This is a genomic window from Aliiruegeria haliotis (assembly GCF_003003255.1).
Taxonomy (GTDB): Bacteria; Pseudomonadota; Alphaproteobacteria; order Rhodobacterales; family Rhodobacteraceae; genus Tropicimonas; species Tropicimonas haliotis.
This window is the reverse complement of the sequence record NZ_PVTD01000012.1, coordinates 103,677-115,336: the sequence shown is the minus strand read 5'-3', so window position 1 is coordinate 115,336 and position 11,660 is coordinate 103,677. Positions and strand designations below refer to the sequence as shown.

Below are 11,660 nucleotides of genomic sequence, written 5' to 3'. Positions count from 1 at the left end.
GATGCAACAAACGGCCAACGCCCCGGCTTCGGTGACCGAAGCAGAGACCAAAACCACCATCGGCAGCTACATCAAGGCCAACATGCGCGAATACGGGCTGCTACTCGCGCTGATCGTCGTCATGGTCTCCTTCCAGATCATGACCGACGGCATCCTCATGAAGCCGCTCAACATCACCAACCTCGTGCTGCAAAACAGCTATATCGTGATCATGGCCATCGGCATGCTGCTGGTCATCGTGGCGGGGCATATCGACCTGTCCGTCGGCTCGGTCGTCGGTTTCATCGGCGCCTTGGCGGCGGTGCTGATCGTCTCATGGGAAATACCGGTCTTCATTTCCGTAGTGATCTGTCTGCTGGCCGGTATCGCCATCGGCGCGATGCAGGGCTACTGGGTCGCCTACCACAAGATCCCGGCCTTCATCGTCACGCTCGCCGGTATGCTGGTGTTCCGTGGATTGACGCTGGCATTGCTGCAAGGGCAGTCGATCGGACCGTTCCCCAAGAGCTTCCAGAAGCTCAGCTCCGGCTTCATCCCCGACCTGACCGGCATGGAAGGCACGCATGGTCTGACGCTTCTTCTCGGCGGTGCGATCAGCCTGTACCTTGTCTACGCCAATCTGAGGAACCGCCGGGCGCAGCTTCGGATCGCTGACGCCGAGGAACCGCTTTCGGTCTTCATCCTGCAAAACGGCCTGATCCTGTTTGCCATCAACTACTTCACGATGCTGATGGCAGGTTATCGTGGCCTGCCCAACGTGCTGATCGTGATGGCGATCCTGATTGCCGTCTACAGTTTCTTCACGTCGCGGACGACGATGGGCCGACGCATCTATGCGCTCGGCGGCAACGAAAAGGCCGCGCGGTTGTCCGGGGTCAACACACAAAAGCTGACCTTTCTCGCCTTCGCCAACATGGGCTTCCTTGCCGCCCTGGCCGGGCTGGTCTTTGCGGCACGGCTCAACTCCGCATCACCCAAGGCCGGCGTCGCCTTCGAACTGGATGTGATCGCGGCGGTGTTCATCGGCGGCGCGTCGATGTCCGGCGGTGTCGGCACAGTGGTCGGTGCGGTGATCGGCGCCTTCCTGATGGGGGTCATGAACAACGGCATGTCGATCATGTCGGTGGGCATCGACTACCAGCAAGTCATCAAGGGCCTGGTGCTTTTGGCCGCGGTGATCTTCGACGTCTACAACAAGAAGAAGGCCGGATAAGGCCCAAAATGCCAGATCCGGGCCGCCATCGGCGACCGGGCACCACTCACGAAACTGCCGGCCGGAGTGCCGAAAAGCCTCCGGCCGCACCTTCAAACCGACCTGGCATCTGAACAGATCGCCACTCCATTGGGAGATGCTGGCATGTTGCGCGACCTTCGCCACGCCGTATTCGAAGCCAACCTGGAATTGAACCGGCGCGGCGTGGTCGTCTACACTTGGGGCAATGTCAGCGGCATTGACCGCGAGGCGGGGCTGGTGGTGATCAAACCCTCCGGCGTGTCCTACGCGGAGATGCAGGCAGACGATATGGTTGTCGTCACACTCGACAACGAGGTGGTCTGGGGCAGCAAGAAACCCTCCTCCGACACCCGGACCCACACGACGCTCTATCGGGCATTTCCCGAAATCGGAGGCGTCGTGCACACCCATTCCACACATGCGGTCGGCTGGGCACAGGCGCGGATGGAAATCCCCTGTCTTGGCACGACGCAGGCCGACTATTGCGCAGGGCCGATCCCCTGCACCGACCCGCTCACACCGGAGCAGGTATCCCGGGACTACGAGGGAGAGACCGGTGTGAATATCGTCCGCGCCTTCGAAGGGCGCGACCCGATGGCTCAACCGATGGTGCTGTTGGCCGGGCACGGCCCCTTTGCCTGGGGCAAGACGCCCGATGACGCCGTACACAATGCAGTGGTTCTGGAGAAATGCGCCGAGATGGCAACGGTCACGCGCATCGCCTGTGGCGGGTTGCCGCCACTGGAGGACCACGTGCTCGACTACCACTACCAGCGCAAGCACGGCGCCAATGCCTGGTATGGCCAGAAGTGATTTAATTACAGCGGCTTACGCCCCTGTCGATATCCAAGGAAAGGCACGGAAATGATCGGACTGAACCCACTGAAGATATGGTTCGTGTGCGGCTCGCAGCATCTCTACGGGCCCGAGGCGTTGGCCCAGGTTGCCGATGGCGCGCGGAGCGTGGCCGAGGGGCTTGCCGCGGATGGTCGCCTGTCGCTCCCCGTGCATTTCGCCGGTGTCGGGACAACGTCTGACGAGATCGCGAGGATCTGCCGGGAGGCATCGGCGGACGAGGAATGTGGCGGCGTGATCCTGTGGATGCACACGTTCTCGCCGGCCAAGATGTGGATCCGTGGCCTTTCCCAACTCACCAAGCCGGTTCTGCATCTGCACACTCAAGTCAGCGCCGCGCTTCCGTGGGACGCGATCGACATGGATTACATGAACCTGCACCAGTCGGCGCACGGCGACCGGGAGGCGGGTTTCATGCACACGCGCCTGAGGTTGCCGCGAAAGGTCGTCGCGGGACACTGGTCCGATGGCGAGGTACAGCAACAGATCGACACGTGGATGCGGGCGGCCCGGGCCTGGGATGATTGGCAGGGTGCGCGGTTCTGCCGGTTTGGGGACAACATGCGCTACGTCGCCGTGACCGAAGGTGACAAGGTCGGTGCCGAAATGGCCTTTGGCTTCTCGGTCGATGGTTACGGAATCATGGACCTGGCCGACCGCATGGCGCAGGTCCCCGACGCCGAGATTGCGGACCTCGCGACCGAATATGCCGACCTCTATGACGTCGACCCGGTTCTTGCCCCCGGTGGTGAGCACCACGATGCCCTTTTGTACAACGCCAAACAGGAGCTTGGGATCGGCGCCTTTCTCCACGAAGGAGGTTTCAAGGGCTTCACCCACACCTTCGAGGATCTGCACGGGCTGTCGCAGCTTCCCGGCATCGCCTCACAGCGGTTGATGGCGCAGGGCTACGGGTTTGCCGGCGAAGGCGATTGGAAGACCCCGGCGCTGGTGCGGGCGATGAAGGTCATGGGCCATGGGCTGACAGGGGCCTGCTCCTTCATGGAGGATTATACCTACGACATGACGCCGGGTGCGGAGCGCGTGCTGGGCTCGCACATGCTGGAGGTCTGTCCGAGTATCGCCGACGCAAAGCCACGGGTGGAAATCCACGCGCTGGGTATCGGCGGCAAAGACGACCCGGTGCGGCTCGTCTTCAACGCCCGCAAGGGGCCGGCGATCAATGCGTGTTTCGTGGATATGGGCAACCGTTTCCGGATGATCGCTAACACGGTGACAGCCGTTGACCACCCGGACCTGCCGAAACTGCCGGTCGCCCGTGCCGTGTGGGAATGCCAGCCGGACTTCAAGACCGCCTGCCGCGCCTGGATCCTCGCCGGCGGCGCGCACCACACCGCCTATAGCTACGATGTGACGGCGGAGATGCTGGAAGACTTCGCGACGATGGCGGATATGGAACTGGCGCTCATCGATGCGGACACCTCGCTGCCGCGGTTCAAGCAGGATCTTCGCATGAACGAAGTCTTCTGGCATCTGTCAGGCGGCTTCCGGGCCTGACGTTGCCAGGATTGCTCACTCAGCCAGGGATGGCGGCAGACCGGATACATCGGTTGCCGCCATTTCCGTTTGCAGTGTCGGCAGGATTTCGGTGTGGCGTTCCCGAAAATGACGCGGGCTCATCCCGGTGTGACGGCTGAAAACGCGCGAGAAATAGAGCGGATCGTCATAGCCGACCATCTGGCTGAGCGACTTGATCGGCACGTTGCTGATCCGCAGCATCTGCATCGCGTATTGCACCCGTTGCGCGTCGCGCCACTGAACGACTCCGACACCCATGAATTTGCGAAACAGCGACGAAAGACGTGAGGGCGACAGGCAGACGTGGTCGGCAACCTCCCGCACCCCGATGGGGCGTGCAAGATCCTGTGAGATCAGCGTGCAGGCAGCCAGCACCCGTTCGTCCACCACCTCCGGCGAATTGCGCGCATCCCGGTCGAGCCGCGCGCAGGACAGCAGGATGTGTTCCAGCCGGTTGAAGGCGAGGTCGAGGGAGAGTGCGTCATCGCGATGAGACCAGCGATCGACCCCCACGAACAGACGAAAGATCTCCGAGAACTTGCCTTCGTCACGGTGCCGCAACAGGTGCACTCCATCAACCTGCGTGCTCCAATCCAGCCAGGGTTTCCAGAATGCACGCGGCTGGAAGTAAATCCACCGGTGCCACCACTTCTGCGACCCCTCTGCCCGGCCGTAGAAATGTCGCGCTTCCGGCGGAAACATCAACAGGTCGCCCGGCCCGACAGTGAACCCGGTGTCGCCATCAAAGACCTGCCCGGTGCCATCGACGGTCAGATTCACGATCCACCCGCGCATACCGTTCGGGCGATCGACGAAGAAATCCAGCGGCCCGTCCTTTTCGATCGGCGTGATGCCCGCAACAAGCCGCACATCGAACCGGAATCCGGGAAAAAGCGAGGCGACCTCGGCGTCGTCTTCGGGGGGTGAGGACGAATAGGCAAGCTTGGAAATGATCCGATTGACCTGCGGGTCTTGTGACGGATCAAAATCAGATCTTTCGTCCATGTCTCCAACTCTATGCTGCATTGTTCGACCTTTGGTTGCTCAATAATCTAAAGAAGCCGGCGGAAATGGGAAAGAGATGACGTCGGGCGGCCCAAGTGAATTGTCCATAGGGATGCCGCACCGAATCGCGTTAAACGGGGAGAGACGGAATGGTTGATTCAGGCAACACATGCGTACTTGGGCTGGACTTCGGTTCCGATTCCGTGCGCGCGGTCGTCGTCCGCGCGTCCGATGGATACGAACTGGCTTCAAGCGTGGCCGAGTATCCCCGCTGGGCGGAGGGCCGCTTCTGCAACCCGGCGCATCAGCAGTATCGGCAGCATCCGGCGGACTACCTGGAGGCGCTGGTGTCGGCCGTGCGCGGCGCCCTCGCGAAATGCAAGGATCCGGCGCCACGTATCGCGGGCATCGGTGTCGACACGACCGGTTCGTCACCGCTCCCCGTGGCTGCGGACGGCACGGCACTGGCGCTCAAGGATGGGTTCACCACTGATCCCGATGCGATGTGCATCCTGTGGAAAGACCACACCGCAGTTGCCGAGGCCGAAGAGATCAACACGCTCTGCGCGCGTGGCGATCACGAGGACTACATCCGGTACGTCGGTGGCATCTACTCGTCGGAATGGTACTGGGCCAAGATCCTGAAGATCGGTCGGGCCAACCCCACGGTATTCCGGGCTGCAGCCAGCTGGGTAGAGCTTTGCGACTATATCCCTGCGCTTTTGACCGGTGTGGATGACGCCTCGAAAATCGTTCGTAGCCGGTGTGCTGCCGGGCACAAGGCACTCTGGCACCCCGACTGGAACGGATTGCCGAGCCGGGAGTGGCTCACCGCGCTGGATCCATGCCTCGGCAACCTCGCGACCCCCCTCTACACGGAAACGCGCACCTCCGATCAGCAGGCCGGGCGGCTGTCGCTGGAATGGGCCGGCCGCTTCGGAATCGACGCGGGCATCCCGGTCGCCGTCGGCGCATTCGATTGCCACATGGGCGCGGTGGGCGCGGGCATCGAACCCTACACGCTTGTGCGTGTCATGGGGACGTCGACCTGCGATATCCTCATTGCGCCGCCCGATGAAGTTGGGGGCACGCTGGTCAAGGGGATTTGCGGCCAGGTTCCCGGCAGTGTCGTGCCCGGATACATCGGGTTCGAAGCCGGACAATCCTCCTTCGGGGATGCTTTCGCGTGGTTCGAGAGCATCCTGCAATGGGGCCGGAACGGGACGGGCCAGAAGGGTTCGCTGCTGCCGGCGCTCGAAGCCGAGGCGAAGGAGCTGCCGCCGGGTGCGCTTGGCGAACGCGCGTTGGACTGGCTCAATGGCCGCCGCACCCCCGACGCGAACCAGAAGGTGCGCGCGATGATGTCTGGCCTGCACTTGGGCAGTACCGCGCCATCGCTTTATCGGGCGCTCGTGGAGGCGGCCGCATTTGGCACCCGCGCCATCGTGGAACGGTTTGTGGATGAAGGCATCCCGGTAAAGAGCATTGCCGGGATCGGTGGTATCGCCCGAAAGTCGGACCTCATCAGTCAGGTTTGTGCGGACGTCCTGAACCGCGAAATCGACGTGATCGAATCCGACCAGGCCTGCGCGCGCGGTGCTGCGATCTTTGCGGCCACCGCAGCCGGAGTTCACTCAGACATCGGCGCCGCCAAGTCAGCCATGCTGAGTCCGGTCGAAAAGACCTTCCGGCCGGATCCGCAGGCACACGCGATCTTTGACGGGATCTACGGCGACTACAAGCGGCTCGGCGCTTTCGCCAACACCCTCTGAGGGCGCGGCGGGCCGGTGGCTCAATCAGTAACCAGCGTGGGGTTTCCGGCACTATTGCAAGGAGTTGCACCGCTCCCACGGCGACCCGGAAGGGAATGCGCCTGAAGCACGCCGCCCATCGTGGGGGCAGCCGTCGGCGGCAGGTTCGCGAAGGTAATCGGCCGTCGCGACGCTGGTCAGGATGCTTCGCCCGCCACTGCAATCGACGTCAGGCCAGAACCTCTGAGCCGCAGGTTGTGTCGGCCCAACTGGTCGACCCGGGTCACCCCCATGAGCTTCATGTCGCGTTCGATCTCGCTACGGAGCAGGCCGAGTGCACGTTCCACACCCGGCTGCCCGGCCGCGGCAAGCGGGTAGAGATAGTGACGGCCAACACCGACGGCCTTCGCGCCGAGCGACAGGGCCTTGAGTACGTGTGTGCCGCGCTGAATACCGCTGTCCATCATCACGTCGAGCCGGTCGCCAACAGCATCGACGACCTCGGCCAGTTGGTCGAATGGCGCTCGCGAGCCGTCGAGCTGCCGCCCGCCGTGGTTGGACAGGACGATTCCTGTGCAACCGATCTCAGCGGCTCGGCGGGCGTCCTCTACGGTCATGACACCTTTCAGGCAGAACTGCCCGTCCCAGTTGCGGACCATCTCGGCCACGTCGTCCCAGTTCATCGACGGGTCGAGCATCTCCGTGAAATACCCGCCGATCGAACTGGTTCCGCTGCCCATGTCCACGTGTTCGTCGAGTTGCGGCAGGCGGAAGGACTCGTGGGTGACATGGTTGATTCCCCACATCGGCTTGATCGCAAACTGGATCATGCCGGCGAGGGTAAGCCGAAACGGGATCGTGAAACCTGTTCGCAGGTCGCGTTCTCTGTTGCCGCCGGTGATACTGTCCACGGTCAGCATCATTACCTCGACGCCGGCCTCCTTGGCGCGCTGCATCATTGCCGCGTTCAGGCCCCGGTCGCGATGGAAGTAGAACTGGTAGACCTGCGGATTGCTGTGCTTCTCCCGCAACTCTTCGATCGACACGGTCCCAAGCGACGAAACGCCGAACATGGTTCCGAATTTCTCTGCCGCTGCCGCCACGGCGCGCTCGCCCTCGTGATGAAACAGACGCTGTAGGGCGGTCGGTGAACAGAAGACCGGCATGTCGAGCTTCTGGCCCATGACCGTCACCGACATGTCGACATCGGACACGCCGGCCAAAACCGACGGCAACAGATCGCACTGATCGAAGGCACTGGTGTTCCCGACCAAAGTCACTTCATCGTCGGCGCCTCCGTCGATGTAGTTGAAGATCGGGCTCGGCAGCCGCCGCCGCGCAAGGCGCCGGAAGTCATGGAAGTTGTGGCAATCCTTGAGACGCATCGACGTGGCTCCCTGGCAAGCGACCGTTGGGCGCGACGTTGCCAGCGAAACTCGGACGAATTCAAGGGCGGGACGGTCGGTTGCGCGATGCGCCGCACCACTGCGATCCCGGCGGGGGGTCGAAATCGGTCCGGGACGTCGTCCGAAACCGATCCCGACCCTGTACAGGGGAGGTCCTAGCCTATCTGTTCAAACAACCGCGCCACCGCTTCGGCCCCGGGGTCGACATGGCCCGCAAGTTGCTCGGCACTGAGATAGGAGGCGCGCCCGGCCTTTGCCTTGACCAGTTCCGCCGTGAGACTCGCACCTGAACGCGCTGCGATCGCTGCCGCACCCAGCCCCTGTTCAAGCTGCTCCAACGCAGGGTGGAGGGCATCCACCATCGTTCGGTCACCCAGTTGCGCGCCACCGACCTCCTGCATCCGCGTGAGGCCGATACGAAGAGCGTCCCGCATGTTCATTCCGCCCGAGGCAGCATCACCGGCCGCGGCGAAGAAGATCGCCAGCAAGACACCGGAGGACCCTCCCATGGTCTGGCTGAGTTCCTGCCCGATGGCCCGGTAGAGCTGCGTGTGATCCGCGAGCGGAAGCCGGTCCATGGCGGAAATCAGGGCGCGTGCCGCACCGGCGAGCGTCGATCCCGTGTCCCCGTCGCCGGATTTCGCATCCAGCGCGTTCAGGTCATCCTCGGAAGCAATGAGGATCTTGCAACAGCGGGTCAGGAAGGCTTCGGTCTGCGGATGTGCCGACGGGATCGGGCGGATCGGGCTCAACCCGTCCGGCAGGTCAAAGACCGTCTGTTCCACCACGGGCGCACAGCCAGGCCACGCCGGCATCGGAACACCCTTTCGCAAGGCATCCACGAAATCTGCCTCCGCAGGCAGAACCGAGAGCGAGAACCCATGCATGTCGAGCGACGTCATCATCGGCGCCGGCCCGATCAGAAACGTCACCTGCTTGCCGATCCGGGAGCGGTTCAGCTCGTTTGCAAGCACCGACATTTCGAGAACCGAGGTCGCGCCGAGGTTGTTCAGCAACGCGACATGCGGGCCATCTTCCATAGCGGCGGCCATGCGTTCGGTCACGCGATCCATCGCCTGGCCGACGCTTTCGAACGGGATCTGCTCCACGCCGGCCTCGCCATGAATGCCGAGCCCAAGCTCTGCCATGCCCTTTCCGATGCGCTCTTCCTTGGGCGCGCCGGGAATCTGGCAGGTATCGAGCGACATGCCGATGGTCTTGGCCCGCGCGATCACCTTCCGCGCCATGTCCGTCACCGTATCGAGGTCGGCCCCGTTTTCGGCCAGCGTTCCCGCGATCTTGTGCACGAAGAGCGTCCCGGCCACCCCGCGCGATTGAGGCAGATCTGGCAGTGCGATGTCGTCATCGACGATCACCATGTTCACCTTCAGTCCGAAAGTGCGGGCCCGTTCGGCGGCAAGGCCAAAGTTCAGGCGGTCGCCGGTGTAGTTCTTGACGATCAGCAGGCAGCCCGCCGGCCCGGTCACCGCCAGGATCCCCGCGAGGACCGCGTCGACCGAGGGAGATGCGAAGACATCCCCGCAGACCGCCGCCGTCAGCATCCCCTCTCCCACGAACCCCGCATGGGCCGGTTCGTGGCCAGAACCGCCGCCGGATACCAGCGCGACCCTGGATTTGTCCCAGTCCTTGCGAACGACCACGCGGATATGTGGATAGCCGTCCAGCCGGGCGAGCGTTTCACCGGATGCGGCCAGAACCCCATCGATGGCTTCGGTTACGATTTCTTCTTTTGTGTTCATGAAGTGGGTCACGTTGTTTTCCTTCATGCTATACGCGCGCCGTCGGCGTTGAAATAGAATGGTTGATGTGGCTCGATCTGGACGATGTCGCCGGATTTCAGAGCGGTGTGGGGATCTGTCACCGTGATCAGGTCATGCTCACGGAAAAACAGGTGCAGGCGGGTCTGATCGCCAAGGTGCTCGACCCGGGTCACAAGACTCTCCTGCCCAGCGCCCTGACGGATCTGTTCCGGCCGCAGCCCCATGCTCGCGGCACCGGACGGCGCGGTTCCGAACAGATCGGCCGGAACGATGTTGATCCGCGGCTGTCCCAGCCGGGATGCTGCATAGACGCTGACCGGATCCTCGTAGATCTCCCGCGGTGTGCCAAACTGGACCAGCCGCCCGTGATCGAGCACGCCCACATGGGTCGCCATCGTCATCGCTTCGATCTGATCATGGGTCACATAGAGCAGCGTGGCGCCGGAATCGGCCTGAATGCCTTTCAACTCTATCCGCAGGTCCGAGCGCAGTTTCGCGTCCAGAGACGACAGCGGCTCATCCATCAGGTAAACGGCCGGATTACGTACCAATGCCCGCCCGATCGACACCCGCTGCATCTCGCCGCCCGACAACGCCGTCGCCTTGTTGTCGAGCTTGTGAGAGATTTGCAGGACTTCGGCCACTTCACCGACTTTGCGCTGAATCTGGTCCGGCGGCGTGTTCAGTAGCGGCGATTTCAGGGGGAATTCGAGGTTCTCGCGCACCGTCATATGCGGGTAGAGCGAGTATTGCTGGAACACCATGGCCACATTGCGCTGCGCCGGTGTGAGACCGTTCATCGGCGTGTCGCCGATGTAGATTTCTCCGCTGTCGGGCACATCGAGGCCGGAGACCATGCGCAGGGTCGTGGTCTTCCCCGCGCCTGTCGGCCCGAGCAGGACCACGAAAGAGCCATCCGGCACGGTCATCGACACGTCGTCAAGTGCGACGTCGGGCCCGAAACTCCTGGTGATGTTTTTCAGGGTGACTTCAGCCATGGGACAGGACCCTTTCATTGGCTTCGGACAAGAGGGCGCGGCCGGACTCGGTGTCGAAGAGCGTCACCGCCCGGGGGTCGAACTCCAACCCGACCTTTTCGCCCACCTGAACAGACTGGGTCGACGGCACGCGCGCCTTGATGTCTCCGTTGGCGGTGTTGATCGTGATCACCTGATTGGTGCCGAGATATTCGGTGGCCAGAACCTCGCCGCGATATCCCGAGGCGTCGGACAGCCGGATGTGTTCGGGGCGAATGCCAAGGGCCAAATCGCCCTTGGCCCCGTCGCGGGACACAGGAACCGCAATCCGCGAACCATTCAGCTCAACCGCGTCCTGACCACCGCCAACCATGCCGTGGAAGCGAAGGAAGTTCATCGACGGCGAACCGATGAAGTCGGCCACGAACATGGTGGCGGGCCAGTCGTAGATGTCCTGCGGCACGCCGAATTGCTCGACCACGCCGTGGTTCATCACCACAATCTTGTCGCCCATCTGCATCGCTTCGAGCTGGTCATGGGTGACGTAGATGGTCGTGGCCCGCATGCGGTCGTGCAGGGCGCGCAGTTCTTCAGACATGTGTTCGCGGAACTCCGCGTCGAGCGCGCCAAGCGGCTCGTCCATCAGGAAGCATTTCGGATCGCGCACGATGGCCCGGCCGAGGGCAACGCGCTGCCGATCCCCGCCCGAGAGGCCGCCGACGGGGCGGTTCAGGATCTTCTCGATCCCGAGGATCTGCGCTACCTCCTCGACCTTCTTCTTCACCTCGGCCTTGGGCATTCCCTGACTGATCAGCGGATAGGAGATGTTCTTGCGCACGTTCATGTGCGGATAGAGCGCGAACATCTGGAAGACAAAGGCGATGTCCCGTTTGGAGGCGGGCTTTTGCGACACTTCCTCTCCGTCGATTATGATCTCGCCGCTGGTCGGCAGTTCCAGCCCGGCGATCATCCGCAGGGTGGTTGTCTTGCCGCAACCCGAGGGCCCGAGCAGCATGAAGAACTCGCCATCCTCGATGGTGAAAGAGGAGGACTGGACAGCCGTGAAGGCGCCAAACTCCTTGCGGACGTTCTGAACGATGATCTGCGCCATC

9 protein-coding genes are annotated in these 11,660 nt (G+C 62.8%); 4 read left to right on the top strand and 5 right to left on the bottom strand.

Going from position 1 to position 11,660, the window contains the following annotated elements:
- The first annotated feature begins 1 nt into the window (after position 1).
- The 3 genes from mmsB (at position 2) to araA (ending at position 3,607) form a co-directional block, all read left to right on the top strand.
- A complete protein-coding gene (gene mmsB, locus CLV78_RS20655) occupies positions 2-1,213 on the top strand; it encodes a multiple monosaccharide ABC transporter permease (RefSeq protein WP_106207653.1) in 1,212 nt (403 codons plus the stop codon).
- Positions 1,214-1,357: 144 nt separating this feature from the next.
- The gene (araD, locus tag CLV78_RS20650) at positions 1,358-2,047 is read left to right on the top strand and encodes an L-ribulose-5-phosphate 4-epimerase AraD (RefSeq protein WP_106207589.1); all 690 of its coding nucleotides are present in this window, start codon (positions 1,358-1,360) and stop codon (positions 2,045-2,047) included.
- A gap of 51 nt (positions 2,048-2,098) precedes the next feature.
- A complete protein-coding gene (gene araA / locus CLV78_RS20645) occupies positions 2,099-3,607 on the top strand; it encodes an L-arabinose isomerase (RefSeq protein WP_106207587.1) in 1,509 nt (502 codons plus the stop codon).
- Positions 3,608-3,622: 15 nt separating this feature from the next.
- Here the strand turns inward: araA and araC are convergent, their stop codons facing one another.
- On the bottom strand, positions 3,623-4,633 hold the full coding sequence (gene araC, locus CLV78_RS20640; protein ID WP_158263620.1) for an arabinose operon transcriptional regulator AraC: 1,011 nt from the start codon (positions 4,631-4,633) through the stop codon (positions 3,623-3,625).
- A gap of 149 nt (positions 4,634-4,782) precedes the next feature.
- Here araC and CLV78_RS20635 point away from each other — a divergent pair, with 149 nt between their 5' ends.
- The gene (locus CLV78_RS20635) at positions 4,783-6,405 is read left to right on the top strand and encodes a ribulokinase (RefSeq protein ID WP_106207583.1); all 1,623 of its coding nucleotides are present in this window, start codon (positions 4,783-4,785) and stop codon (positions 6,403-6,405) included.
- 176 nt (positions 6,406-6,581) lie between these two features.
- Here the strand turns inward: CLV78_RS20635 and CLV78_RS20630 are convergent, their stop codons facing one another.
- The 4 genes from CLV78_RS20630 to CLV78_RS20615 form a co-directional block, all read right to left on the bottom strand.
- Positions 6,582-7,769: an alpha-hydroxy acid oxidase gene (locus CLV78_RS20630; protein ID WP_106207581.1), complete on the bottom strand. Its 1,188-nt coding sequence runs from the start codon at positions 7,767-7,769 to the stop codon at positions 6,582-6,584.
- A 176-nt stretch (positions 7,770-7,945) separates the two neighbouring features.
- Positions 7,946-9,562, bottom strand: coding sequence for a dihydroxyacetone kinase subunit DhaK (locus CLV78_RS20625; protein WP_106207651.1), 1,617 nt, complete (start codon positions 9,560-9,562; stop codon positions 7,946-7,948).
- 11 nt (positions 9,563-9,573) lie between these two features.
- Entirely contained in the window at positions 9,574-10,569 is a 996-nt protein-coding gene (locus CLV78_RS20620) for an ABC transporter ATP-binding protein (RefSeq protein WP_106207580.1), read from the bottom strand.
- Positions 10,562-11,659, bottom strand: a complete 1,098-nt coding sequence (locus CLV78_RS20615; protein ID WP_106207578.1) for an ABC transporter ATP-binding protein — start codon at positions 11,657-11,659, stop codon at positions 10,562-10,564. The genes CLV78_RS20620 and CLV78_RS20615 overlap by 8 nt, the downstream gene beginning before the upstream one ends.
- Position 11,660: the final 1 nt, after the last annotated feature.